Genomic DNA, 23,838 nt, shown 5'->3' on the forward strand with positions numbered 1-23,838 from the left:
CGCTACTCAGGGTGGAAACTTAATGATTGACGAAGAAAAGTCATCGGCCAGCTACGGGACAGCCGTCATATTGTGCGGTCTGTTCGGTGTGCTTGGCGTGCATCATTTCTACTTGCGGAATTACGTGCATGGAATGATTGACCTAGGGCTGTTCATTCTGTTTGTCGCTCTTCTGGCCGGCAACCAGCCCTTGCTGGGTTACCTGGTGCTGCTCGTTGATATCGTGCACTCAATAATCGTTTTTTATCTGTTGATTGCGGAAAAGGCCCGCGACGGATCGGGCCGATTGGTCAAACTGAAATAAGGTTAAGAACAACATGGCAAATATGGATCATGCAGTTGCCGGCGACGTTAGCGAAAAGGGGTTCGTTCCCGCTGTGCTGCTGTGCTTCTTTCTGGGATCGCTGGGCGCGCACCGCTTCTATCTTGGCAAAATCGGCACCGGCATCCTCATGCTGATCACGCTTGGCGGCCTGGGGATCTGGACAATCATTGACTTTGTCCGCCTGATTATCGGTTCGATGGGCGACCGGGACGGTTTGCCGCTGCGCCGCTAAGGCGTGGCCTCTGTGGTTTGGCAGCCGCAGCAGGTACATTGAGCTGAGCGCGGGGAGCTTCCCCGCGCGAAAATGATAGCCCAGGATGCTGCAATCAGCTTAAGCTGGCAGCATGCGGGTTTTGCAGCTTCTGGTTTTCTCCATGCTCTCCCTCTGGCCGCTGCGCACGGCGGCCTGCGATCTGGCATTGGTGCTGGCGGTGGATGTCTCCGGCTCTGTCGATGCCGAGGAATACCGTATTCAGATGGACGGGCTGGCGGCCGGACTGCGGGACGGGGTGGTCTCTGAGGCGCTGGTCAAGGCCCGCGCCCAGGTGCTGCTGCTGCAATGGTCCGGCCAGTCGCGGCAGGAAGTGACGCTGGCCTGGACCGAGATGCGGAGTTTTGCTGATGTCGAGGCGCTGGCGCAGCGGATCGAGCAGGCGCCGCGGCCCTGGCGCAATTATTCCACTGCGGTGGGGGAAGCGCTGTTTCTGGCGCTGGAGCAGTTTCCGGCAGTGGCGCATTGCAAGCGCCGGGTGGTCGATGTGTCCGGCGACGGGTTCTCTAATGAAGGGGTTGAGCCACGGGCGGCGCATTCAGCGCTGGCGGCTGCCAATGTGACCGTGAATGCCATTGCCATTGAGCAGAGCGAGCCGGAGCTGACCGCCTATTTCTTCGAAAACGTGATCCGCGGCGAGGGGGCCTTTGTGGTCTCTGCCGCGAGCTTTGCAGACTACCCGTCGCGCATCCGCAAGAAGCTGGTGCGGGAGGTGGCGCGGCAGACCGCGGCGCTGCTGCCCGGGGGGCGCCGGGGCGGCGCGGCTTTGCAGTGATTTGCAGATTGCCTTGTGATTCTGCAAAAAATTTCCAATCGCGGCATTTGTGATCACTAATTATTTGCTGTGATCACAAGCCGTGGCGTTTTAGCGCCAACAGGCCAGAAACCTGCCGCTTTTAACCCTTCGGTCGGGTGACACGACGTAAAAATCGGCTAAAACGTCGTCAGCCAACCTGAAAAGGAGCCAACATGGCCGATGTCAATCGGGGCAACCGCCCGCTTTCGCCGCATTTGCAGGTCTACCGGCCGCAGCTGACCTCCGTGACGTCGATCCTGACGCGGATCACCGGCAACGCGCTGATTGTTTCCGCGCTGCTGATCGCCTGGTGGTTCCTGGCCGCCGCCACTTCGCCTGACTATTTTGCCACTGCCAACGGCCTGCTGACCAGTTGGTTCGGCGATCTGGTGATGACGCTGTCGGCGCTGGGCCTGTGGTACCACACGCTGGCGGGCGTCCGGCATCTGATCTGGGACAACGGCTATTTGCTGGACCTTGAGCAGGCCGAGAAGCTGGGCTGGGCCGTGGTGGCCGGTTCGGTTGTCCTGACCCTCATCACCATCGTCATCGTCTGAGCCAAGGGAGAGTTCCGCCATGCGTTATCTAACCGACCGCAAACGCGCCGTTGGCATGGGCGCTGCCAAATCGGGCACCGCCCATCACTGGTCCATGCAGGTGAGCTCAATCGCTCTGCTGATCCTAGTGCCGCTGTTTGTTTTCACCTTCGGCAGCGCCCTGGGCGGCTCCTATGAGGAGATCACCGCCTATTACTCCCGCCCGTTCCCGGCCATCGTGGCCGCCCTGACGCTGGTGGTCGGCATGATGCACTTCAAATCCGGCGCCCAGATCATGATCGAGGACTACGTGCACGGCTTCAAGGGCCGCCTGACGATCATCCTGGTCACTTGCCTGTCTTATGCCGTGGCCGCGACCAGTGTGTATGCGCTGATGCGTCTGGCCCTGTAACTCCCCGAGGTTTTCATCAATGGCTGCTTACGAATACGAAACACATGAATATGACGTGGTCGTGGTTGGCGCCGGCGGGGCTGGCCTCCGTGCGACGCTGGGCATGGCGGAACAGGGGCTGCGCACGGCCTGTGTGACCAAGGTGTTCCCGACCCGCTCCCACACCGTGGCGGCGCAGGGCGGCATTGCCGCCAGCTTGGGCAATATGGGCCCGGACAGCTGGCAGTGGCATATGTATGATACCGTCAAGGGCTCTGACTGGCTGGGCGACACCGACGCGATGGAATACCTGGCCCGTGAAGCGCCCAAGGCGGTTTATGAGCTGGAGCATTATGGCGTGCCGTTCTCGCGCACCGAAGAAGGCAAGATCTACCAGCGCCCCTTCGGCGGCCACACCACCGAGTTCGGCGAAGGCCCCGCGGTGCAGCGCACCTGCGCTGCCGCCGACCGGACCGGCCACGCGATCCTGCACACGCTGTATGGCCAATCGCTGAAGAACAACGCCGAGTTCTACGTTGAGTATTTCGCCATCGACCTGATCATGTCCGAGGACGGGCAGTGTCAGGGTGTTGTGTGCTGGAAGCTGGACGACGGCACCATGCATGTCTTCAACGCCAAGATGGTGGTGCTGGCGACCGGCGGCTATGGCCGCGCCTATTTCTCTGCCACTTCGGCGCATACCTGCACCGGCGACGGCGGCGGCATGGTGGCACGTGCTGGCCTGGCGCTGCAGGACATGGAGTTTGTGCAGTTCCACCCGACCGGCATCTACGGCTCCGGCTGCCTGATCACCGAAGGCGCGCGGGGCGAGGGCGGCTACCTCACCAACTCCGAAGGCGAACGGTTCATGGAGCGCTATGCGCCCCAGTACAAGGACCTGGCGCCACGCGACTATGTCAGCCGCTCGATGACCATGGAGATCCGCGAAGGCCGCGGTGTGGGGGCTGAGGGCGACCATATCCACCTGAACCTCAGCCACCTGCCGGCCGAGGCGCTGGCGGAGCGGCTGCCGGGCATTTCGGAAAGCGCGAAGATCTTTGCCGGCGTGGATGTCACCAAGGAGCCGATCCCGGTTCTGCCTACCGTGCATTACAATATGGGCGGCATTCCCACGAACTACTGGGGTGAGGTGCTGAACCCGTCCGCCGAGGATCCGACCGCCGTGGTGCCGGGCCTGATGGCCGTGGGCGAGGCGGGCTGCGCCTCGGTGCACGGCGCCAACCGGCTTGGATCCAACTCGCTGATTGACCTGGTGGTCTTTGGCCGCGCCTCTGCCATCCGAGCGGGCAAGGTTGTGGACGCGGACGCGGCGAACCCGTTGCTGAACCAGGCCTCCGTCGACAAGGCGTTCGACCGGTTCGACAGCCTGCGCAACGCCAAAGGCTCCATTTCGACCGCGGATCTGAGGCTGGAGATGCAGAAATGCATGCAGGCCGACGCGGCGGTGTTTCGAACCTCCAAGACCATGGCGGAAGGCGTCGGGAAGATGACCGCGATCGCGGCCAAGCTCGATGACCTGCAAGTGACCGACCGCTCGCTGGTCTGGAACTCCGACCTGATGGAGACGCTGGAGCTGACCAACCTGATGCCGAACGCGCTGGCCACCATCGTTGGCGCCGAAGCCCGCAAGGAAAGCCGCGGCGCCCACGCGCATGAGGACTTCACCGACCGTGACGACGACAACTGGCGCGTCCACACCGTCTCCCGCGTGGAGGGCAACAAGGTTGACCTTTCCTACCGCCCGGTCATCACCGACCCGCTGTCCACCGAAGCCGAAGGCGGTATCAGCCTCAAAAAAATCGCGCCCAAGGCACGGACGTTCTGATGCGGGGTGCCTTTTCGGCTTGCCGCCGTCCATATGCGGGGGGCTCGGTGTTCGTTGCGGAGAGGAAAAGCACATGACGTTGCGTGATCACGTCTGTTATCAAGAGCTTGCCCGTGAGGTTAAGGCCTTTACGGGCGGCCGGAAAGTTGTTGAGATTGTTAACTCTGGTAACTGGGGAGATGCGCTGATCCATGCTGGCCAAGCTGAATTCCTGCGCGACATTGGAGTCGAGGTCGAGCAAGTTCCGATTTCAAAGTTAAGGAATCCGAAAAAGCGTAGTTTCCGGTCATACCTTCACTCACTCTTTACGAAGCGCAGGGCAATTATTACAGGGTCTGGTGCTTTCCGGGATTTCTATAACCGTCCAGCTGAGCTTTCCACTGCGGCTAAGCAGTTTGCCAACGTCCTAATAATGCCGTCATCTCTCCCCTTCCGGCCGGATATGAACGTTTCCCGCACAAAAATTTGGCGGAGGGATAAGCTGGAAAGCCTGGCCGGAGCACCGGAGGCTAGGTTCTGCCACGATATGGCATTCTACCTTAACCCGCGTCCACGAACCGCGACAAAGCAGGTCGGAATGCTTTTTCGGGAAGACGTCGAAAAAGCTGAATTCCGGTTGCCGGAAGGGAACTTGGATATCAGCAATGAAGGTACACATTTAACCGATGCAGAGGGATTTCTGGATCGTGTGGGAGAATGGCAGGTCATTTGCACAAATCGGTTGCATGTGGGCATCGCGGGTGCGCTTCTAGGAAGGGAGGTGCATCTGTTTTCAAGCCGCACGGCGAAGCTGCAGTCGATATATGAATGTTCGCTCAAGCCATTTTACAGCAATGTTCACTATCATTCCGAAACTGACGAGATCGGCCCCTTTCTGAAAGCTACCTCGGGGTTGGGGTAAAGCGCGGTGGATGTAGGCATGGCTAATAGTGCGCAGGAATTGAAACGGCCGAGATACGTCATTGGAAGCGGCTGGTGGTCATCCGAAACTGATTTTCGGATCGAAAACCCAAAGCGAAAAGAGCTTGGCGACTCATTTATTAGATCTGTAGACTTTTTTGACGTTTGGTATTCGAGTGTTCAGAGGAATACCTCACCGTACGAAATTATTGTGGTCGACTCGAATGCGCCTAGTAAGCCCTTGCCGGAAAAGAGGGCGCGTGTGCAATGGGTATCACTTCCATTTAATGCAAAACACTCAACCGACCACATCGGGATGTGGAGCGGATGGATGAGATCTGTGATCGTATCGGCAACATATGCGATGGCGGCGGATTGTGAGTATTTCGTCTACATTGAGCAGGACTGCCTGCTTAAGGGGGCGGGCATTGTCGAGCATTGCATCAAGCATATGCGTACTGGATTGGCGTTTGGATCGGGGGCCGGAACGCCGCAACCTTTGCAGCAGTCGTTTTTCGTGATCAGCGCGGAGCGTCTGCCGGGGTTCATCAGTAATCTCTGCGCGCTTCAGATGCGTGACAGTGAGTTGTCTCCAGAATGGAAGTTTCTGTGCGCGACTTGGCAGCCCTTTGTAATCGCGGCCAACCTGGGGCTGTTCCAGAAGAAAAAGGTCAGGGAAAAGGCGCGCAAATTCGCGGAAGCACGGTTCTTTGAGTTTCTTCCCGTTGGGTCAGGCCGGGGACGACCAATACCATATGGCGACGAGTATTATTATTTTCAACACGGAATGCGGGATGAAATAGACCGTTATATCGAGGGGTGAAGCAGAATGATTGTGGGAAATCTCGCATCATACCCGCTGAGACGTGAAAGCCTGTTGCAAGCGGTTAAGTGCCTCGCACCTCAGTTTGACCAGATGAATGTAGTTTTGAACGAATATGATCGCGAGATTCCTGAATTCGCTGCGTTGAAAAACGTTCGTCAGATCCTTCCTGAAGAAGATACCAAGGATGTCGGTAAGTTCTATCCGGATGTGTCAGGTGCAAAATATGTGCTGATGCTCGATGATGATATCGTATATCCCTCTGACTACGTGAGCCAAACCATCGAGAAATTTGAAGCCTTGGGAGAGCGCGGATTCGCAGCCTCTTATCACGGTTCAATTTATAAACGGCCAGAGTTCCACTTGAGGTTGGATCGAAGGAAAAAGGGCCTAAAACGTAGTAAGGGCGGTAAGCGGGGGCTGGAGTATCTGCTTGAGCTTGTGACATACAAAAAACGTATGGCCGATTTCAGAGAGGTATTTGCATTCTTTCAAGGACTGGAGAACCCCGTAATAGTTGATCAGATCGCGTCAGGTGCCGCAATTTTCAGAGGCGAGGATATGCCGTCCTATGACTATATGCGCGATAGCCAAAAATTCGTCGATGTGAGAATGGCACGATGGGCTTTTGAACGCGGGTTGACCAGTGTTGTGCTTTCCAGAGCTAATGAATGGTTGCGCCCTGTCCGCTATGAAGAGACCATTTTTGGCGACTTTACAGAAAAAAATCCAAAGCACGTCAACCGGGAGATACTGAAGTTTGCAGGGAAGTCTCCGAGAGTTGGAGAAGTCCTGACATGAACCCGCACCCGAAATCTTGCCGCCGTTCTAAGCAAATGTGTGACACTTGGCTGCTTGCCGGCCGGGCAACAGAAGGAAACCCGAAATGGTTCAACTGACCCTCCCGAAGAACTCCAAGATCACCACGGGCAAGACATGGCCCAAGCCGGACGGCGCCAGCAATGTGCGCAAGTTCAAGATCTACCGCTGGAACCCGGATGACGGCCAGAACCCGCGCGTCGACACCTATTTCGTCGACATGGACAGCTGCGGCCCGATGGTGCTGGACGCGCTGATCAAGATCAAGAATGAGATCGACCCGACCCTGACCTTCCGCCGTTCCTGCCGCGAGGGGATTTGCGGCTCCTGCGCTATGAACATCGACGGCATCAACACGCTGGCCTGCATCTATGGCATGGATGAGATCAAGGGCGATGTGGCGATCTACCCGCTGCCGCATATGCCGGTGGTCAAGGACCTGATCCCCGATCTGACCCATTTTTATGCCCAGCATGCCTCAATCATGCCCTGGCTGGAAACCAAGACCAACCGCCCCGCGAAAGAGTGGAAGCAGTCGATTGAAGACCGCAAGAAGCTGGACGGGCTTTATGAATGCGTGATGTGCGCCAGCTGCTCGACCTCCTGCCCATCCTACTGGTGGAACGGCGACCGGTACCTGGGGCCGGCAGCACTTCTGCACGCCTACCGCTGGATCATCGACAGCCGCGATGAAGCCACGCCCGAACGTTTGGATCAGTTGGAAGATCCGTTCAAGCTTTACCGCTGCCACACCATCATGAACTGCGCCAAGACCTGCCCCAAGGGCCTGAACCCGGCCAAGGCAATTGCGCATATCAAGAAGATGATGGTTGAGCGCGCGGTCTGAGGTCCGCAACCGGTTCGCAAAGATCCGCCGCTCGAATGGATGAAAATTGCATACCCTCCGGTTTCCTGCGAAACCGGAGGGTATGTTTTTGACAGGCAATGGAATTCGGGCATGAAGCTTTTGGGATGCGCCGCGGGCGTGCTGACCCTTATGTCAGGCTGCATGACGGCGACGGATCACGACCGTATCGGCGGCCAGTTGGCGGCGACGGATGCCAGGGTTCCGGGCTGCATCGCGGAGGCCGGGATCACCGGCCAGGTTCGTATCACTACTGAGTTCCTGGGCCACGGCGCCGGAGCCACTGTGCTGCGCAACGTGCAGCCAGGGCCAAATGTGACAGAGGCGCAGGCGGCCCAGGCAACCTCCTGCATCAACGTATGATTTTTGCTGTTGAGGCAGTAGGGCCGCGGTTCTAACCTGCCGGAATGCAACCGCACGTTTATGCCATACTCCTCGCCGGTTTTGCCGGGCTGTCAATGCCGCTGGGCGGGCTGCTAGCCTGGTGCGAGCATATCACCAACCCGGTGCTGCGCGATCGGGTCTTGCACACAATCTCGGCTTTTGGCGGCGGGGCGCTGACATCGGCGGTCGCGCTGGTGCTGGTGCCGGAGGCGGCAGAGGCGCTGCCGCCGGCCTGGGCGGTGGGCCTGTTTTCCACGGGTGGCGCGGCGTTCTTTGCGGTGGATACGCTGCTGCAGCGCCGCGGTGGCAGCGGTGCCCTGCTGCTGGCGATGCTGCTCGATTACCTGCCGGAGGCAATGGCGCTAGGCGCGATGCTGGTGGCGGACGCTGCCACCGCCAAGCTGCTGGCGCTGATGATCTTCCTGCAGAATGTACCTGAGGGCTTTGCCGCCTTCCGTGAGGTCTGGAGCGGCGGCAGCCCGGGCTGGCATGTGCTGCTGGTGTTTCTCGGGCTGGCCGCGCTTGGGCCGGCCTGCGCGCTGGCCGGGCTGGTCTGGCTGGCTGAGGCCGAGGCGGCGCTGGGGGCGATCATGATCTTTGCAGCCGGCGGCATTCTCTATTTGCTGTTCCAGGACATCGCGCCCAAGGCGCACAGCAACCGCAGCAATGCGCCTGCGCTGGGGGCGGTTGCAGGATTTGCCCTGGGGCTGGCCGGGCACATGCTGATCAGCTGAGGCTGAGGCGGGGGCTTGCAGCTGCTGCATGGCAAGCCTGCAAAATCATGCTTTGCGCAGGCCCGCGGCGGGAACTATTCTGCAGCGCATGGGAGGATGGTGTCGAAAGTCAGGAGACCGCCCGATGAAATCTTTTGAAACCCAGCAAGATCTGCGTGATCGGCACGCCCGCGCCGCACTTGAGGCGCTGGAGCAGGCCTATGCCTACTACACTCCTGAAACACCGGTGATGCCTGCGCAGGAGCCGTGCCAAGAGCAGCTGTTTGAGTATTATCAGGCGGCCTGAGCAGGGGCTGCCGTTTCCGGGTTTCCATTTGAACGATAGGCGGGGCAGGGTTAGACAGGCCGCATGATACTCATTGCTGTCCTGGCGGCCGGCGTCTTCTGCTACTTTTTGTGGCGCCACCGCGCACTGGATCTGACCCGCAACTGCCGCTGGCGGCAGGTGAAATCCGAAGGGCGATGGCGCTGCAGCTATTGCGGTGCTGAAGATATTGGAGAGAGTCCTCCGCGTATTTGCCGCAACTCGCAGCGCAGTGCCCCCTGATACGGTGCTCCTGCGGCTGCAGGCGGGAATGCCGTGTCCCGGGCTTTGTTTCCCGGCTCGAAAGATCTGAGACCCTGCCCGTGCGGGGAAGGGCTTGCACAGGGCCAGCGAAGCGGTCTTGATGGAGCGAACAAACAGGAAGGTTTGCGTCCATGCCCAGCACTCCCGCAGCTCCCGCCGATGCGGCGGCCCGCCGCGCTGTCAAACCGGTGATCTGCTATCCCAATGACACCCTGCCGGTGCCGGATCTGGCGCTGTACCGCCAAGTACGCGAGAGCGCGGTGAAGACCGGAGAGGTGCTGGTGCCGCCCCGTGACGCTGCCTGTTTCGAAGTGCCGGCCGGGCATTTCTTCCGCATCACCTCAGTTGAGGGGCCGCAGGTGGGGGATCTGAACCTGTGGAACAGGAACGACCTGAGCGAGCGGTTCTATTCCGGCAAGACCCGCGCCCTGCATGGCACCCATATCACCACCGGTGAACGGATGTGGACCAGCTTTCCGCATCTGCGCCCGATGGCGACTGTGGTGGCGGATACGCTGGGCTGGTACGGCATTGATGAATTCGGCGGCTCGGTGCATGACGTGATCGGCACCCGCTGCGACCCTTACACTGGCAACCTGCTGGCGGGCAGCCAATACCATCATTGCTGCCACTCCAACCTGACTAGGGCACTGGCGGATCATCAGGGCGTTTCCCCGGCTGAGGCGGAACCGCATGTGCATGATGTGCTGAATGTCTTCATGTGCACCGGCTTCACCCGCGACACCGGCCAGTATTTCATGAAGGCCAGCCCGGTGCGGCCTGACGATTATCTGGAGTTTTTTGCTGAGATCGACTTGCTGGGCAGTCTCAGCGCCTGTCCGGGAGGCGATTGTTCGGCAGAACATTCAAGCGATGCGGCGGCCTGCTATCCGCTGCTGGTCGAGATATTTGCCCCGCCAGAAGGCGCGCTGGGGGATTGGCACAGCCCGCCGCCAAATGGATATGACCGCAGTCACGGGTGCGGGTAGCCGGGCAAGCCAGGTCATATTCAGGACAAGAGCAAATATTGCTGCTGGATAGAATGGTCTCAAACTTTTCAAAATGGGAATTTTAAAGTGTTTAACCAAGTCACCTGAAACAGCAGCTCCTTAAAGAAAACGGGCAGCAGAAAATCTGCTGCCCGTTTTCTTTAAGGAGCTGTGGCGTTCAGCTGAATGCGGCTTCCAGCGCAATTTCGACCATGTCGCCAAAGCTGCGTTCACGCTGATCTGAGGGCAGGGCCTCGCCGGTGCCCAGGTGGTCAGACACGGTCAGTACCGCCAATGCGCGGCAGCCGTGGCGGGCGGCCAGCGTGTATAATTCCGCTGCCTCCATCTCGACGCCGAGGATGCCGTGGCGGACCATCTGCTCGTTCAGGTCGGGGCGTTCGTCATAGAACACATCCGAAGAGTAGATGCCGCCGATGTGGGTGGCTGATCCGCGCTTGGCCGCAGCCTGCGCAGCCGCATGCAGCAGGCCCCAATCGGCGCAGGGCGCAAAGTTGAGCTCGCGGAAAATGCCGCTGGAGGGGCTGTTCAGGGTGGTGGCAGTCATTGCCAGGATCACGTCGCGGACCTTCACCTTGTCCTGCATACCGCCGCAGGAGCCGATGCGGATCAGGGTTTTTGCCCCGTAGTCCCGGATCAGCTCATTGACGTAGATCGACAGCGAGGGCATGCCCATGCCGCTGCCCTGAATGGTGACACGATGCCCGTTCCAAGTGCCCGTATAGCCGAGCATCCCGCGCACTTCGTTGACCAGCCGGGCGTCCTGCAAAAAGGTTTCGGCCGCCCATTTCGCGCGGTAGGGGTCGCCGGGCATCAGAACGGTTTCTGCAATGTCGCCCTGTGCGGCGCCGATATGAATGGTCATGGCTTCGCTCCGCTGCGGTTTCAGATTTCCAAGTCGGAAATATCCATTCCCGCGGTCAGCGCCGCATGCACCCAATGCGGCTTGCGGCCGCGGCCGGTCCAGGTTTCCTCGGGGTTGTTCGGGTTACGGTATTTCGGGGCGGCCTTGGTTTTCTTGGCAGTCTGGCGCGACGCGCCGGCAATTTCATCCAGCGAAAAACCATATTTTGCGGCCGCTTCCTCGGCTGCTTTCAATGCTTCCTGACGTTCACGCAATTCTGCATCGCGCAGCGCCTCAGCAACATCGGTTTGCAGCTGAAGTAGTTCTTTTCTGCTCATTTTTGAAAGATCGACGGTCATTTGGAACTCCATATAAAGAATGACATACCGGAAAAACGGTATGTCATTCTTTATGAGCCAATTACCAGACGCGTTTCAGCATCTTTTTCAGCGATTTGCGGGAATTTGCCTGTTATGGGTCAAAGCGATGCAATTTGAGGTGGCTTTGCCAGGTCGACAATGTCGCTCATAATTGAGTTGAGCTCGAAATCCTTTGGAGTGTATACGCGAGCGACTCCCATTGATTTCAGCTTTTGGGCGTCCTCATCCGGAATGATGCCGCCGACGATCACCGGAATATGATCCAGCCCGGCGTCACGCATGCGCTGCATCATTTCCTCCACCAGCGGCAGGTGGCTGCCTGACAGGATCGACAGTCCGACCACATGGGCATCGTCCTTTTGCGCGGCATCCACCAGCTCGGCGGGGGTCATGCGGATGCCGTCATAGGTGATGTCCATACCGCAGTCGCGGGCGCGGAAAGCGATCTGCTCGGCACCGTTGGAATGGCCATCCAGTCCCGGCTTGCCGACCACGAACTTGATCCGCCGGCCCAGCACGTCGCTGACCGCATTTACAGCATCGCGCAGGTCGTCCAGCCCTTCGGTCTTGTTCGACACCGATGCCGAGACACCGGTCGGTCCGCGGTAGGTGCCGTGGACCTTGCGCATCTCCTCAGCCCATTCGCCGGTGGTGACGCCGGCCTTGGCAGCTGCGATGGAGGGTTCCATGATATTTGCACCACTTTGCGCGGCAGCGCGCAGGGACGCCAGTGCCGATTGCACCGCGTCGTTGTCACGCTCGCCGCGCCAGGTGTTCAGACGGCCGATTTGCTCCTGCTCCACCGCCGGGTCTACCACCATAATGCCGCCGTCCTCGGTCTGCAGCGGCGACGGCTCGCCTTCGGTCCATTTGTTGACGCCGACCACGACGGTTTCGTTCTGTTCGATCCGGTTCAGCCGTTCAGCGTTGGAGTCGACCAGTCGGCCCTTCATGTATTCAATGGAGGCCACAGCGCCGCCCATCGATTCCAGGTTGGCAAGCTCGGCCCGGGCGCCCTCCTTCAGCTCCTCCACCTTGGCGTCGACCGCCGGGTTGCCGTCGAACAGGTCGCCGTATTCCAGGAGGTCGGTCTCATAAGCCAGGATCTGCTGCATCCGCATTGACCACTGCTGGTCCCAGGGGCGGGGCAGGCCGAGGGCTTCGTTCCAGGCCGGCAGCTGCACCGCGCGGGCACGGGCCTTCTTGGATAGCGTTACCGCCAGCATCTCGATCAGGATACGGTAGACATTGTTTTCCGGCTGCTGCTCGGTCAGGCCCAGAGAGTTCACCTGCACGCCATAGCGGAAGCGGCGGAATTTGGGGTCAGCGACGCCATAGCGTTTCTCGCAGATCTCATCCCATAGGTCGACAAAGGCGCGCATCTTGCACATCTCGGTGACAAACCGGATGCCCGCGTTCACGAAGAAGGAGATGCGGCCGACCATCGCCGGGAAGTCCTCCGGCGCGATCCGTGGTTTCAGCTCGTCCAGCACCGCCTGCGCGGTCGCGAGAGCAAAGGCCAGTTCCTGCTCCGGCGTCGCGCCGGCCTCCTGCAAGTGGTAGGAGCAGACATTCATCGGGTTCCACTTGGGCACGTTGGTGTAGCAGTACTCTGCCACATCCGCGATCATCTTGAGGCTGGGCTTGGGCGGGCAGACATAAGTGCCGCGCGAGAGGTATTCCTTGATCAGGTCGTTTTGAACGGTGCCCTGCAGCTTGGACACATCCGCCCCCTGTTCCTCAGCCACCGCGATGTACAGCGCCAGCAGCCACGGGGCCGTGGCGTTGATCGTCATCGAGGTGTTCATCTGTTCCAGCGGGATTTCGTCAAACAGGGTCCGCATATCGCCCAGGTGGCAGACGGGCACGCCAACCTTGCCCACTTCGCCGCGGGCCAGCACATGGTCGCTGTCGTAGCCGGTCTGGGTCGGCAGGTCGAAGGCCACGGACAGGCCGGTCTGCCCCTTCGCCAGGTTGGCGCGGTAAAGCGCGTTGGATGCCGATGCCGTGGAATGGCCGGCATAGGTGCGGATCAGCCAGGGGCGGTCTTTTTGCATCTGCGGCATGTCGGGCCTCGCGAGTCAGTGTTCCGGTAATTTTATTTCGTCGGATTGATGTAGACTGCAATTTTAAACCCATGTCAATTCGCTGCGTTGCGGCAATTCCCTTTCTAGGCAGGACACCCGGATGGCTTGGCGCTTGTAAAGGCGGAGGCCATGGGCAACTGTTCAACTATGACGCAAACCGTGGAACTTCCGCTGTGGCTTTTTGTGCTTACCGTCGGTTTTGCCGCGGTGACCTTTGCGTCGCATTTCCTGTTCCCCTCGGTGCGCTGGTTTTTCCGGCGGCGGCTGGAACGCGCGGTGGCGCGTCTCAATCAGCGGCTGGAGCGGCCGATTGAGCCGTTCAAGCTGGCCCGCCGCCACGACATGATTCAGAGGCTGATCCATGATCCGCAGGTTGCGCAGGCCGCTGCAGATCATGCAGCGGCAGAAGGCATCCCGGAAAATGTGGCATTCGAGCTGGTGCGCCGCTATGCGCGGGAGATCGTGCCGGGCTTTTCGGCTTTCGCCTACTTCGGCCTGGCAATCCGGGCGGCGCGGTTTCTGTCCAATGCAGTCTACCGGGTGCGGCTGGGCCATCAGGACGAGGAGGCGCTACGCGCCATCGACCCTAATGCCACAGTGGTCTTTGTGATGAACCACCGCTCCAACATGGATTACGTGCTGGTCACCTATCTGGCGGCGGAACGCTCGGCGCTGTCTTACGCGGTGGGGGAGTGGGCGCGGGTCTGGCCGCTCAGCCGTCTGATCCGGGCGATGGGCGCTTATTTCATCCGCCGCCGCTCGCGCAATGACCTCTATCGCAAGGTGCTGGCGGCCTATGTTCGCCTGGCCACCCGCGGCGGTTCCACCCAGGCGATGTTCCCGGAGGGGGGCCTCAGCCTCGATGGCGCTCTGGCAGCGCCTAGGCTGGGGCTGCTGAAATATATCGTCGAGGGCTACGACCCGGGCCGGCGCGATGTGGTCTTTGTACCGGTGGCGCTGAACTATGACCGGGTGCTGGAAGACAAGATCCTGACCTCTGCCGCCAAGGCGGGTGACCGCCGCTTCCGCGCCCGGATCGGGCTGGTGGCACTGCGGCTCTTGCGGCAGCTGTGGCTGTGGATGACCGGCCGCTACCGCCGTGCGGGCTATGCGGCGGTGAATTTTGGCCGGCCCCTTAGCCTTGCCGGATTTGGTGCCGGACGCGAGGGGGACATCACCAGACCGCTGGCGCGGGAGTTGATGCAGCGGATCAGCGCCATTGTCCCGGTTCTTCCCGTGCCGCTGATCGCCGCGGTTCTGCTGCGGAACGGGCCGCTCAGCAGGGCGGAGATCGAGCGCCGGCTGGAAGAGCTGATCTCGGCAATGCCGCTGGCGCCTGTCCATATTCCGCGGGACAGCCTGTCCTTTGACACAGAGACAGGCCTGAACCAGTTGCTCAAGCGCGGGCTGATCCTGGAAACAGGAGGGCGGATAGCGGCGGCCGGGGAGTGCCGGGACCTGCTGGCGTTTTATGCCAATTCGATCCGCCACCTGCTGCCAGAGGGCAGCGGACAGCCTGATGGAAAAGGTGATTTTTCTGCACCTGCTAACGGTGATGCTGCGTCCGCAGGGTCATAAAATTACCCAAATGCCTCAAAAGTGGTTGCAATATTACTTTTCCAATCCTATCCCTCAGGTAACCGCTGCGATTCTGCACCGCGGCAAAGAACAGGATGCAAAGGAGGCCATCATGGCATTGGATACCCAGACTGACGTCATGTCGTACGAGGCGCCGGAGAAGGATCTCTATGAGCTGGGGGAAATCCCCCCGATGGGCTATGTGCCAAAAAAAATGTACGCATGGGCCATTCGCAAGGAACGCCATGGCGAACCGAACACCGCCATGCAGCAGGAAGTGGTCGATGTGCCAGAGCTGGACAGCAACGAGGTGCTGGTGCTGGTGATGGCGGCAGGCGTCAACTACAATGGTGTCTGGGCCTCGCTTGGCAAGCCGATCTCTCCCTTCGACGGTCACAAGGCGCCGTATCACATTGCCGGCTCCGATGCCTCGGGCATCGTCTGGGCCGTAGGTTCCAAGGTGACCCGCTGGAAAGTCGGCGACGAGGTGGTCATCCATTGCAACCAGGATGACGGCGACGACGAGGAGTGCAACGGCGGCGACCCGATGTATTCCCCCAGCCAGCGGATCTGGGGCTACGAAACCCCGGATGGCTCCTTTGCCCAGTTCACCAATGTGCAGGCCCAGCAGCTGATGCCGCGCCCCAAGCATCTGACTTGGGAAGAAAGCGCCTGCTACACGCTGACGCTGGCCACCGCCTACCGGATGCTGTTCGGCCATGAACCGCACGACCTGAAGCCGGGCCAGAACGTGCTGGTCTGGGGGGCCTCGGGCGGCCTTGGCTCTTATGCGATCCAGCTGATCAACACTGCTGGCGCCAATGCCATCGGCGTGATCTCGGACGAGAGCAAGCGCGATTTTGTCATGGGACTGGGTGCCAAGGGTGTTCTGAACCGCAAGGATTTCAACTGCTGGGGCCAGCTGCCGACAGTCAACACCCCGGAGTATGCTGAGTGGTTCAAGGAAGCCCGCAAGTTCGGCAAGGCAATCTGGGATATCACCGGTAAGGGCAATAACGTCGATATGGTCTTCGAGCACCCGGGCGAGGCGACCTTCCCCGTGTCCACCTTCGTGGTCAAGAAGGGCGGCATGGTTGTGATCTGCGCCGGCACCACCGGCTATAACCTGACCTTCGACGTGCGTTACATGTGGATGCACCAGAAGCGCCTTCAGGGCTCCCACTTTGCTCACCTGAAGCAGGCCGCAGCTGCCAACAAGCTGATGGTGGAGCGCCGTCTCGACCCCTGCATGTCCGAAGTCTTCACCTGGGCGGATCTGCCGGAAGCGCACATGAAGATGCTGCGCAATGAGCACCTGCCGGGCAACATGTCGGTACTGGTGCAGGCGCCAAAAACCGGCCTGCGCACACTGCAGGATGTGCTCGACGCCTGAAGGCGGATAAGCGCAAAAGCTGAAACGAAACAAGATTTCCCGCGAGCCGCCAAGGCGTTTTGCGGGAAATTTTATTTATAATTTTAAGTTATTCAGCCGATCGGCCACAGCTGCCCCGCTAATCAACGGAGGGATGCCTCCGGCTGTAAAAAACTGGTGCTATTTCTGCCAATCTCGTATTTTGTTGCCCCATCGGTACAGAACGGCACGGGAAAATGACCCAAAACCCGGAACTGCCATTGACCTAGCGGAAACAGGCACTGCAGTAACCCGCAGGATATGCCATGCGTAGCGCAGCAAACATGGCGCAATCAATTTGACAGCAGCAAGTTACGGCGGCGGACGGAAATGGCAGGCAAAGCAGAATTGGACCGCATTCTAGAGGCGCTTGATGCGACCGGCACCCTGGACGGTCTTCAGCAGATTATTGAGCAGGTTTGCACCGTCTTCGGCGTTGATCACGCCATGTATCATTGGGTCGACAGCGCCGGCGATCATTACTACTTCGGCACCTACCCGCAGGGCTGGGTCGAACGCTACCAGAAGAAATCCTATGTCCGGGTCGATCCGGTTGTGGCCGGCTGCTACCAGCGGTTTCATCCGGTGGACTGGAAGCGGCTGGATTGGTCGCCCAAACCTGCCAGGGAGTTTCTCAAGGACGCGCTTGAGCACGGGGTCGGAAACCAGGGCTATTCGATCCCGATCCGCGGGCCGAGCGGGCAGTTTGCGGTGTTCACCGTCAGCCACAATTGTGATGACGAGACCTGGGAAAAGCTGACCGAGCGCTACAGCCGCGACATGATCCTGATTGCGCATTACTTTAACCGCAAGGCGCTGGAGTTCGAGCCCGACCGCAGCCCGGAGCAGCCCCAGCCGCTGTCGCCGCGGGAGGTGGATGCGCTGACCCTGCTGGCAATTGGCTACAGCCGTGCGCAGGTGGCCAAAACCCTGTCGATCTCGGAACACACGCTGCGCGTTTACATTGAGAGCGCCCGCTTCAAATTAGGGGCGATCAATACCACTCACGCGATTGCCCGGGCGATGTCGCTTGGTTTAATTGTAATTTAACGAGAAGTTGCGAAAGCTATCATAAATACACTCTGAGATTGTTTTTTCTGGCCGTAATCTGTCCCTAATGTTCAACCAGAAGGGGACTGAATCATGCTTCGCTTTATCTATGGCCGCGACCTCCGCAACCACGCTTTTCTGGCACATTCTATGTTCCGCGACCGGGCGGACCAGTTCAAGACCCGGCTCGGCTGGGAGGTGCAGGTTGACTGCAAGGGCGAGGAGCGCGACCGGTATGACGCGCTGGACCCGCTGTATGTAATCTGGGAAATGCCCGACGGCAGCCATGGCGGCTCCATGCGCTTCCTGCCGACCACCGGGCGGGTGATGATCAACGATGTGTTTCTAGACCTCGCGGGCGGCGTGCCGATCTGCAGCCCGCTGATCTGGGAGTGCACCCGCTTCTGCCTGTCGCAGGGGGCTGGCAGCAGTGTCGCCGGAGCACTGACCCTGGGCGGGGTTGAGATCATGCGCAATTTTTGCGTCCGGCACTTTGCAGGTGTCTTTGACCGCCGCATGATACGGATCTACCGCAGCCTGGGCTTCAGCCCGGAAGTGGTTGGCACCCAAGGAGAGGGGCGGGACCGCATTTGCCTGGGGTTGTGGGAATATGCGCCGGAAATCTATCAGAATGTGGCGGCCAGGGCCGGTATCGCACCGGACCTGTCGCAGCTTTGGTTCGACCGCTCCTTTGGCGGGGTGCATGCTGCGGAACCCTTGGCGCTTACAGCCTGACAGACGCGTTTTCCGGGGCCGGTTCCTCTGGCGGAGCCGGCTTTGCGGCTGTAGGGTCGCGCCATGACAACACCGCCCGTACAATTCTCCGATGACCAGGCAACCGCTTTTGACAGCGTGACCGAACTCCTGCGCCAGGCAGGGGTGGACCTTGATGACGGGCTGCTGCAGCCGCCCCGCGGCGACGCCGGGGTGATGGCGGTGATCGGCAAGGCGGGATCGGGCAAGACGCTGCTGCTGGCCGAGCTTTACAAGGCGCTGGAGCAGGCGGGAGTGGAGGTCGTCTCCGGCGATTACGAAAGCCGCAAGAAAGGCGAGGACCGCCGCACCCTGGCGATCCTGGCGCCGACCAACAAGGCTGCCAGCGTGTTGCGCCTGCGCGGCGTGCCGGCCACGACCATCCACCGTATTCTTTACACCCCGGTCTATGACCCGGAGTTCGAGAAGATTGCCGAATGGCTGGCGGGGCAGGGCGATCGGCCCGACATCGAAGGCCTGACCGAGGAGGCGCTGGCCCGCGCCGCGGCGTTCTATGAAAAAAACAAGTCCATTCCCGGCGCCTTGGCCGCCGCAGGCCTGCGCGGCTCCGACTTCATAACCGGCTGGAAACGGCGCGAGGAACCTTTGGACATCGGTTTTGTCGATGAAGCCTCGATGCTGGACGACCGCCAGTTTGAGGATCTGAAGGAGATTTTCCCGAACCTTATCCTGTTTGGCGACCCGGCGCAGCTGGCGCCGGTGAATCAGTCCGGCTCCATGGTGTTCGAAACCCTGCCGGAACCGCGGCAGCTGGTTCTGAACCGCATCCACCGGCAGGAAGCGGGCAACCCGATTCTGGATCTCGCCCATGCGCTGGCCGACCCGCAGCTGGGGTTCGAGGATTTTGAACGCATGGTGGAAGACACGGCCCGCCGCGACGACCGCGTGGTCTGGGGCCAGCGGGTTGAGGTCGACCTGATGGCGCGCTCTCCGGTGCTGGTCTGGCGCAACAACACCCGTATCCGGCTGATCAATGCTTTCCGCACTGTTTACGGCGCGCCGGAAGATGAGCTGATCGCGGGCGAGCCGCTGATTTGCGACGGCATCGAACTGCCAATGAAGCACCGCAAGAAACGCCTGGACCTGGAGGCCCGCGGGCTGATCAAGGGGGCCCAGGTGATCTTTCTCGGTTCCGGCCGCAAGCCCGGATTTTCGCGCCTGCATGTGATGGGGGCAGAGGACCCGCAGGTCTCTGCCGCCTCCATCGTGAAGATCGAGAAGCCGGATGAGGAAGAACCTTTTATCCCCTACGCCGCCCGCATGGGGGCGACATTTCTGCACGGTGCCGCAGTGACCATCCACAAAGCGCAGGGTTCGCAATGGGGGACCACTCAGGTTTTTGCGCCCGATATCTATGCCGCCGCCCGCATGGGCCGGGTGGAGGCAGGCCAGCCCCTGTGGAAGCGGCTGGCCTATGTGGCGATCACCCGCGCCCAGGATCGGCTGATCTGGGTGGTCAGGAACCGGCTGGCCAAACCTGCAGGCCCGCTGCAGGTGGACGATCTGAAGGCGGTGCCGGCCGCGGCTCTGACGCTGGAAGCACAGGAAGAAACCTCGGCATGAGCAAAACCATCCTGATCACCGGTGCCAGCTCCGGCATCGGCCGCGCCGTAGCGGAGCTGTTTCTGGCAGAGGGCTGGCAGGTCGGTTTGGCCGCCCGCCGGGCAGAAAAGCTCGAACAGGTGGCGCAGGGCCGCAAGAACGCCCATGTGCTGCCCGCCGATGTGACCGACCCCGCGGCAGTGGATCATGCAGTGAACAGCTTTGTGATGGCGGCGGGGCGGCTGGATGTGCTGTTCAACAACGCGGGCATCTTCACCCCGCCGGGCACAATTGACGAGATCCCGCTGGAGGACTGGTTCGCCTCCGTCAATGTGAACCTCACCGGCATGTATCTGGCCGCGCGTGCCGCCTTCCGCCAGATGCGGCAGCAAGCGCCGCAGGGCGGGCGGATCATCAATAACGGGTCCATCGCCGCTCATGTGCCGCGCCCGCAGTCGGCGCCTTATGCGGCGACTAAGGCGGCAATCACCGGCCTCACCAAAAGCCTGTCGCTGGACGGCCGCCCTTTTGATATCGCCTGCGGCCAGATCGACATCGGCAACACCCGCACCCCGATGGTCGAGGATCTGAGCCAGCGCCATGCCGAAGCCGATCCCGATGCTGAGCCGATGCACACATTTGCGGTGGAGGACGCGGCGAAATCCGTGCTGCACATGGCCAATCTGCCGCTGGAGGCCAACGTGCAGTTCATGACGGTGATGGCGACCAAGATGCCCTATATCGGCCGCGGCTAGCCTCTCCCGCCCGTCGCAAACGCATCAGAGATGCGCCGCTCCCGTTGGGCGTGGCGCTGCGCTGGCGCGCAGCGGGACGGGGAGCTTTCAGCAAGGAGAAACCGTGGCTTCTTCTTTGCTGCAAATACTCCGGGGTGAATTGGCAGCAAGGCCAAGAGGGCTGGCCCCTCTTAGCGGTTTCGGAGCAGGCTGAAGGCGGCAGAGGCACCCCAGCCGGCCGCGATGGCAATCGCCAGAGACATCAGTCCGTAAAGGAACGGCTGCTCGCGCGAGAGGGAGAACAGAAACCGCTCCAGCCCGACTTTGCGCACGTCAATGGTGGTTTCATAGTTCGACACCACCTCGCCGCCGCGTGTCAGGAAGATCCTGGTGTGGTATTCCCCCTCGGTCAAGTCGGCCGGCATGTCGATAGCGGTGCGGAACAGGGTCTGCTCATCCACCGCCACGGTGTTTTCGCGCAAGGAGTACAGGCCGTTCTTCTCGCGGATGCGCATCACCGCATCGGCAAAGGCTTGTGCGCCGCGAATATGCATCGCCGCGCCAACGGATCGGATCGCGCGGCGGATCGACACCCGGTATCGCAGGTCCTCGGTATCGCTCAGCACCTGTTTAAAGGGGGCACTGGTGGCCACCGCATAGAAAGCAGGCGCGGAATCAACCAGCACACTGTCTACGTTGATCCATATTCCCAGCTTCTTTTCCTTGCGCCGCACCATGACGGACGGGGCCGGGCCGGAAACCGCGACAATCACTTGCAGCGGTTCGTCGGTGGGGATCGGGGTCTCGCGCTTGACCGCGCCGAAGATCAGGATCTCGGAGCCGTCGAAGGTGGCGGTGATCGCCACGCGGTCCTGGCTGAGGCCCAGAACGACCTCTTCCTTGGCAGCCTGGGCCGCGGATTGCGGCAGCAGCGCCAGCGCGGCGGCGGCCACGGCGGAGAGCAGCAGCGTACGCATGATCAATGCCCTCCCGCTTCGCCGAGCGAGAACAGCTCGGACGGTTGCAACAAAAGGTCGAGCCCCAGTTTGACGCAGACTGCAATGACCATCAGCGCAAGCAGGATGCGCAGCTGTTCCGCCTTGAGGTAGACACCGATACGGGTGCCGATCTGGGCACCAACGACGCCGCCGATCAGCAGCAGTACGGCCAGCACGATGTCCACGGTATAGTTGGTCGTGGCGTGCAGCATGGTGGTGAAGGCGGTGACCAGGATGATCTGGAACAGCGAGGTGCCGACAACCACTTTGGTCGGCATGCCGAGGATATAGATCATTGCAGGCACCATGATGAAACCGCCGCCAACACCCATGATCGCCGCCAGAATACCCACCGCAACCCCGACCAGAATGGGCGGGATCACCGAGATATAAAGGCCGGAGGTGCGGAACCGCATCTTGAACGGCAGCGCATGCACCCAGCCGCGCTGGCGGCGCGGGGCGGGGGCGGAACCGCCTGCCTTCTTGGACTTGCGGATCGCGTTCAGGCTTTCGATGAACATCAGCCCGCCGACCACGCCCAGAAAGACGACGTAGCAGAGCTTGACCAGCAGATCGACCTGGCCAAGCGCCTTGAGGTAGTTGAACACCACAACCCCCAGCGCCGCGCCCATCAGGCCGCCGGCCTGCAGCACCAGCCCCATCTTGATATCGACCGTGCGCCTTCGGAAATGCGCCAGCACGCCGGAGAAGGAAGAGGCGACAATTTGGTTCGCTTCGGTGGCCACCGCCACTGCGGGCGGGATGCCGATGAAAAACAGAAGCGGCGTCATCAGGAAGCCGCCGCCAACTCCGAACATGCCTGAGAGAACCCCCACCATTCCCCCAAGTCCCAGGAGAAGGAAGGCATTCACTGAGACCTCAGCTATGGGAAGGTAGATCTGCATGTTCTTTGTTAAACCGCAGTCATATCAAAAATCAATGATCTATGCCGCTCTGCAGCGTGCAGGACTGATTTGCCGTGGCAAACTGGACTTATGCCGATCGCAGCAGTGCTGCCGGAACCGCAGTCAGGGCAGGTTCTGCACGGTCAGGGAAAACAGGTCGGCCGGCTCCAGCAGCAGCTCGAAGCCAATCTTGATTGAGACTGACAGAACCAGCAGTGCCAGCAGCACCCGCAGCTGCTCGGCCTTGAGCCTGGCGCCGATCAGGGTGCCCAGCTGGGCACCGGCCACGCCGCCGATCAGCAGGAACAGCGCCAGCACCACATCCACGGTGAAATTGGTGGTTGCGTGCATCACCGTGGTGAACCCGGCGACAAAGATGATCTGGAACAGCGAGGTGCCGATCACCACCTTGGTCGGCATGCCGAGGATGTAGATCATCGCAGGCACCATGATGAATCCGCCGCCGACGCCCATGATTGCAGACAGGATGCCAACGCCAAACCCGACCAGAGCTGGCGGAATCACCGAGATATAGAGGCCGGAGGCCTTGAACCGCATCTTGTAGGGCAGGGCATGCACCCAGGACCGCTGGCGCCGCTTATAAGCGGGGGCACCGCCAGCCTGCCGCGCCTTGCGGATCGCATTGACGCTCTCGACGAACATCAGCGCGCCGATCACGCCGAGGAACAGCACATAGCAGAGCTGCACCGCCAGATCGACCTGGCCGAGCCGCTTGAGCCAATTGAAGACCGCCATTCCCAGCGCGGCGCCCATCAGACCGCCGCCCAGCAGCACATAGCCCATCTTCAAGTCCACCGAGCGGCGCCGGAAATGCGCCATCAGGCCGGACACCGACGAGGCGACCACCTGGTTGGCAGAGGTGGCAACCGCGACCCCTGGCGGAATGCCGATCAGGAACAGGAGCGGCGTGATCAGAAAGCCGCCGCCGACGCCGAACATGCCCGACAGCACGCCGACGGCGCCGCCGATGCCCAGCAGCAGCAGAAAGTTGACCGAGACCTCGGCGATAGGAAGGAAGACGTGCATGGGACCATACAGCAATCTGAGCACGCGTGGTCAACAGGCCAGGCGGCACCGCGGGTGGCAGGACCGACAGAGGGCGGCGAACTGGACTTAAAGACAGAGGCTCCCGCGCCTGCAGGTGAAGGGCGGAGTCCTTCGCCTTGGTAGATTTGGGCCGGGCGCCGCTCTGCGCGCGGCGCGAAGTGGTTCTGCTGAGAGGCCACTGAGGGGGCAGGGCTGCCCCTCA

At 60.7% G+C, this 23,838-nt stretch carries 26 protein-coding genes; 20 read left to right on the forward strand and 6 right to left on the reverse strand.

Annotation, left to right across the window (positions count from 1 at the left end):
- Positions 1-22: 22 nt before the first annotated feature.
- The 14 genes from AC5STB_RS12005 (at position 23) to AC5STB_RS12070 (ending at position 10,247) form a co-directional block, all read left to right on the forward strand.
- Positions 23-304, forward strand: coding sequence for a TM2 domain-containing protein (locus AC5STB_RS12005; RefSeq protein ID WP_495443065.1), 282 nt, complete (start codon positions 23-25; stop codon positions 302-304).
- Between the two features lie 22 nt (positions 305-326).
- A complete protein-coding gene (locus tag AC5STB_RS12010) occupies positions 327-557 on the forward strand; it encodes a TM2 domain-containing protein (protein WP_039182104.1) in 231 nt (76 codons plus the stop codon).
- 112 nt (positions 558-669) lie between these two features.
- Complete coding sequence (locus AC5STB_RS12015) at positions 670-1,371, forward strand: DUF1194 domain-containing protein (protein ID WP_495443066.1); 702 nt, start codon at positions 670-672, stop codon at positions 1,369-1,371.
- Between the two features lie 194 nt (positions 1,372-1,565).
- Positions 1,566-1,949 (forward strand): succinate dehydrogenase, cytochrome b556 subunit, encoded by a 384-nt coding sequence (gene sdhC / locus AC5STB_RS12020; protein ID WP_495443067.1) that lies wholly within the window; start codon positions 1,566-1,568, stop codon positions 1,947-1,949.
- 19 nt (positions 1,950-1,968) lie between these two features.
- Positions 1,969-2,340: a succinate dehydrogenase, hydrophobic membrane anchor protein gene (sdhD, locus tag AC5STB_RS12025; protein WP_495443068.1), complete on the forward strand. Its 372-nt coding sequence runs from the start codon at positions 1,969-1,971 to the stop codon at positions 2,338-2,340.
- A 19-nt stretch (positions 2,341-2,359) separates the two neighbouring features.
- Positions 2,360-4,165 (forward strand): succinate dehydrogenase flavoprotein subunit, encoded by a 1,806-nt coding sequence (gene sdhA / locus AC5STB_RS12030; protein WP_495443069.1) that lies wholly within the window; start codon positions 2,360-2,362, stop codon positions 4,163-4,165.
- A 73-nt stretch (positions 4,166-4,238) separates the two neighbouring features.
- Entirely contained in the window at positions 4,239-5,066 is an 828-nt protein-coding gene (locus AC5STB_RS12035; protein WP_495443070.1) for a polysaccharide pyruvyl transferase family protein, read from the forward strand.
- Between the two features lie 18 nt (positions 5,067-5,084).
- Entirely contained in the window at positions 5,085-5,888 is an 804-nt protein-coding gene (locus tag AC5STB_RS12040) for a hypothetical protein (RefSeq protein ID WP_495443071.1), read from the forward strand.
- A gap of 6 nt (positions 5,889-5,894) precedes the next feature.
- Entirely contained in the window at positions 5,895-6,689 is a 795-nt protein-coding gene (locus AC5STB_RS12045) for a hypothetical protein (RefSeq protein WP_495443072.1), read from the forward strand.
- Positions 6,690-6,774: 85 nt separating this feature from the next.
- The gene (locus AC5STB_RS12050; protein ID WP_495443073.1) at positions 6,775-7,554 is read left to right on the forward strand and encodes a succinate dehydrogenase iron-sulfur subunit; all 780 of its coding nucleotides are present in this window, start codon (positions 6,775-6,777) and stop codon (positions 7,552-7,554) included.
- 111 nt (positions 7,555-7,665) lie between these two features.
- On the forward strand, positions 7,666-7,935 hold the full coding sequence (locus AC5STB_RS12055; RefSeq protein WP_495443074.1) for a hypothetical protein: 270 nt from the start codon (positions 7,666-7,668) through the stop codon (positions 7,933-7,935).
- A gap of 44 nt (positions 7,936-7,979) precedes the next feature.
- Complete coding sequence (locus tag AC5STB_RS12060) at positions 7,980-8,690, forward strand: ZIP family metal transporter (RefSeq protein ID WP_495443075.1); 711 nt, start codon at positions 7,980-7,982, stop codon at positions 8,688-8,690.
- Between the two features lie 124 nt (positions 8,691-8,814).
- Entirely contained in the window at positions 8,815-8,976 is a 162-nt protein-coding gene (locus AC5STB_RS12065) for a hypothetical protein (protein ID WP_495443076.1), read from the forward strand.
- 413 nt (positions 8,977-9,389) lie between these two features.
- Positions 9,390-10,247: an urea carboxylase-associated family protein gene (locus AC5STB_RS12070; protein ID WP_495443077.1), complete on the forward strand. Its 858-nt coding sequence runs from the start codon at positions 9,390-9,392 to the stop codon at positions 10,245-10,247.
- Between the two features lie 178 nt (positions 10,248-10,425).
- Here the strand turns inward: AC5STB_RS12070 and deoD are convergent, their stop codons facing one another.
- From deoD to AC5STB_RS12085, 3 genes are all read right to left on the reverse strand, one after another.
- Positions 10,426-11,130, reverse strand: a complete 705-nt coding sequence (deoD, locus tag AC5STB_RS12075) for a purine-nucleoside phosphorylase (RefSeq protein ID WP_495443078.1) — start codon at positions 11,128-11,130, stop codon at positions 10,426-10,428.
- 20 nt (positions 11,131-11,150) lie between these two features.
- On the reverse strand, positions 11,151-11,468 hold the full coding sequence (locus AC5STB_RS12080; RefSeq protein WP_495443079.1) for an H-NS histone family protein: 318 nt from the start codon (positions 11,466-11,468) through the stop codon (positions 11,151-11,153).
- 119 nt (positions 11,469-11,587) lie between these two features.
- Positions 11,588-13,555, reverse strand: a complete 1,968-nt coding sequence (locus AC5STB_RS12085; protein WP_495443080.1) for a methylmalonyl-CoA mutase family protein — start codon at positions 13,553-13,555, stop codon at positions 11,588-11,590.
- A 168-nt stretch (positions 13,556-13,723) separates the two neighbouring features.
- On the opposite strand from AC5STB_RS12085, the gene AC5STB_RS12090 reads away from it, so the two are divergent.
- The 6 genes from AC5STB_RS12090 to AC5STB_RS12115 all read left to right on the forward strand — a co-directional run bounded on the left by AC5STB_RS12090 (position 13,724) and on the right by AC5STB_RS12115 (position 20,686).
- Positions 13,724-15,154 carry a 1-acyl-sn-glycerol-3-phosphate acyltransferase gene (locus AC5STB_RS12090; RefSeq protein ID WP_495443081.1) on the forward strand — a complete coding sequence of 477 codons (1,431 nt, stop codon included), beginning with the start codon at positions 13,724-13,726 and terminating at the stop codon, positions 15,152-15,154.
- A 112-nt stretch (positions 15,155-15,266) separates the two neighbouring features.
- Positions 15,267-16,547 carry a crotonyl-CoA carboxylase/reductase gene (gene ccrA, locus AC5STB_RS12095; protein ID WP_495443082.1) on the forward strand — a complete coding sequence of 427 codons (1,281 nt, stop codon included), beginning with the start codon at positions 15,267-15,269 and terminating at the stop codon, positions 16,545-16,547.
- A gap of 348 nt (positions 16,548-16,895) precedes the next feature.
- Positions 16,896-17,615: a helix-turn-helix transcriptional regulator gene (locus AC5STB_RS12100; protein ID WP_495443083.1), complete on the forward strand. Its 720-nt coding sequence runs from the start codon at positions 16,896-16,898 to the stop codon at positions 17,613-17,615.
- Positions 17,616-17,708: 93 nt separating this feature from the next.
- Positions 17,709-18,350 carry an acyl-homoserine-lactone synthase gene (locus AC5STB_RS12105; protein ID WP_495443084.1) on the forward strand — a complete coding sequence of 214 codons (642 nt, stop codon included), beginning with the start codon at positions 17,709-17,711 and terminating at the stop codon, positions 18,348-18,350.
- Between the two features lie 63 nt (positions 18,351-18,413).
- Positions 18,414-19,952 (forward strand): ATP-dependent DNA helicase, encoded by a 1,539-nt coding sequence (locus AC5STB_RS12110; RefSeq protein ID WP_495443085.1) that lies wholly within the window; start codon positions 18,414-18,416, stop codon positions 19,950-19,952.
- Entirely contained in the window at positions 19,949-20,686 is a 738-nt protein-coding gene (locus AC5STB_RS12115; protein ID WP_495443086.1) for an SDR family oxidoreductase, read from the forward strand. Before AC5STB_RS12110 ends, AC5STB_RS12115 begins: the two co-directional genes overlap by 4 nt.
- A 170-nt stretch (positions 20,687-20,856) precedes the next feature.
- Here the strand turns inward: AC5STB_RS12115 and AC5STB_RS12120 are convergent, their stop codons facing one another.
- From AC5STB_RS12120 to AC5STB_RS12130, 3 genes are all read right to left on the reverse strand, one after another.
- The gene (locus tag AC5STB_RS12120; protein ID WP_495443087.1) at positions 20,857-21,642 is read right to left on the reverse strand and encodes a TIGR02186 family protein; all 786 of its coding nucleotides are present in this window, start codon (positions 21,640-21,642) and stop codon (positions 20,857-20,859) included.
- A 2-nt stretch (positions 21,643-21,644) separates the two neighbouring features.
- On the reverse strand, positions 21,645-22,568 hold the full coding sequence (locus tag AC5STB_RS12125; RefSeq protein WP_495443088.1) for a sulfite exporter TauE/SafE family protein: 924 nt from the start codon (positions 22,566-22,568) through the stop codon (positions 21,645-21,647).
- A gap of 123 nt (positions 22,569-22,691) precedes the next feature.
- Positions 22,692-23,615, reverse strand: a complete 924-nt coding sequence (locus AC5STB_RS12130; RefSeq protein ID WP_495443089.1) for a sulfite exporter TauE/SafE family protein — start codon at positions 23,613-23,615, stop codon at positions 22,692-22,694.
- Positions 23,616-23,838: the final 223 nt, after the last annotated feature.

The organism is Leisingera sp. CC-HEC093, assembly GCF_059429195.1.

Excerpts from the sequence above, each read along its gene's own strand:
- AC5STB_RS12015 (WP_495443066.1), top strand. The coding sequence starts at position 670 with ATGCGGGTTTTGCAGCTTCTGGTTTTCTCCATGCTCTCCCTCTGGCCG.
- AC5STB_RS12010 (WP_039182104.1), top strand. The coding sequence starts at position 327 with ATGGATCATGCAGTTGCCGGCGACGTTAGCGAAAAGGGGTTCGTTCCC.
- AC5STB_RS12065 (WP_495443076.1), top strand. The coding sequence starts at position 8,815 with ATGAAATCTTTTGAAACCCAGCAAGATCTGCGTGATCGGCACGCCCGC.
- ccrA (WP_495443082.1), top strand. The coding sequence starts at position 15,267 with ATGGCATTGGATACCCAGACTGACGTCATGTCGTACGAGGCGCCGGAG.
- AC5STB_RS12050 (WP_495443073.1), top strand. The coding sequence starts at position 6,775 with ATGGTTCAACTGACCCTCCCGAAGAACTCCAAGATCACCACGGGCAAG.
- AC5STB_RS12090 (WP_495443081.1), top strand. The coding sequence starts at position 13,724 with ATGACGCAAACCGTGGAACTTCCGCTGTGGCTTTTTGTGCTTACCGTC.
- AC5STB_RS12110 (WP_495443085.1), top strand. The coding sequence starts at position 18,414 with ATGACAACACCGCCCGTACAATTCTCCGATGACCAGGCAACCGCTTTT.
- AC5STB_RS12125 (WP_495443088.1), bottom strand. The coding sequence starts at position 22,568 with ATGCAGATCTACCTTCCCATAGCTGAGGTCTCAGTGAATGCCTTCCTT.
- AC5STB_RS12130 (WP_495443089.1), bottom strand. The coding sequence starts at position 23,615 with ATGCACGTCTTCCTTCCTATCGCCGAGGTCTCGGTCAACTTTCTGCTG.
- AC5STB_RS12085 (WP_495443080.1), bottom strand. The coding sequence starts at position 13,555 with ATGCCGCAGATGCAAAAAGACCGCCCCTGGCTGATCCGCACCTATGCC.
- AC5STB_RS12060 (WP_495443075.1), top strand. The coding sequence starts at position 7,980 with ATGCAACCGCACGTTTATGCCATACTCCTCGCCGGTTTTGCCGGGCTG.
- AC5STB_RS12055 (WP_495443074.1), top strand. The coding sequence starts at position 7,666 with ATGAAGCTTTTGGGATGCGCCGCGGGCGTGCTGACCCTTATGTCAGGC.
- AC5STB_RS12100 (WP_495443083.1), top strand. The coding sequence starts at position 16,896 with ATGGCAGGCAAAGCAGAATTGGACCGCATTCTAGAGGCGCTTGATGCG.
- AC5STB_RS12040 (WP_495443071.1), top strand. The coding sequence starts at position 5,085 with ATGGCTAATAGTGCGCAGGAATTGAAACGGCCGAGATACGTCATTGGA.
- AC5STB_RS12105 (WP_495443084.1), top strand. The coding sequence starts at position 17,709 with ATGCTTCGCTTTATCTATGGCCGCGACCTCCGCAACCACGCTTTTCTG.
- deoD (WP_495443078.1), bottom strand. The coding sequence starts at position 11,130 with ATGACCATTCATATCGGCGCCGCACAGGGCGACATTGCAGAAACCGTT.
- AC5STB_RS12115 (WP_495443086.1), top strand. The coding sequence starts at position 19,949 with ATGAGCAAAACCATCCTGATCACCGGTGCCAGCTCCGGCATCGGCCGC.
- sdhA (WP_495443069.1), top strand. The coding sequence starts at position 2,360 with ATGGCTGCTTACGAATACGAAACACATGAATATGACGTGGTCGTGGTT.
- sdhD (WP_495443068.1), top strand. The coding sequence starts at position 1,969 with ATGCGTTATCTAACCGACCGCAAACGCGCCGTTGGCATGGGCGCTGCC.
- AC5STB_RS12005 (WP_495443065.1), top strand. The coding sequence starts at position 23 with ATGATTGACGAAGAAAAGTCATCGGCCAGCTACGGGACAGCCGTCATA.
- AC5STB_RS12070 (WP_495443077.1), top strand. The coding sequence starts at position 9,390 with ATGCCCAGCACTCCCGCAGCTCCCGCCGATGCGGCGGCCCGCCGCGCT.
- AC5STB_RS12045 (WP_495443072.1), top strand. The coding sequence starts at position 5,895 with ATGATTGTGGGAAATCTCGCATCATACCCGCTGAGACGTGAAAGCCTG.
- sdhC (WP_495443067.1), top strand. The coding sequence starts at position 1,566 with ATGGCCGATGTCAATCGGGGCAACCGCCCGCTTTCGCCGCATTTGCAG.
- AC5STB_RS12035 (WP_495443070.1), top strand. The coding sequence starts at position 4,239 with ATGACGTTGCGTGATCACGTCTGTTATCAAGAGCTTGCCCGTGAGGTT.
- AC5STB_RS12120 (WP_495443087.1), bottom strand. The coding sequence starts at position 21,642 with ATGCGTACGCTGCTGCTCTCCGCCGTGGCCGCCGCCGCGCTGGCGCTG.
- AC5STB_RS12080 (WP_495443079.1), bottom strand. The coding sequence starts at position 11,468 with ATGACCGTCGATCTTTCAAAAATGAGCAGAAAAGAACTACTTCAGCTG.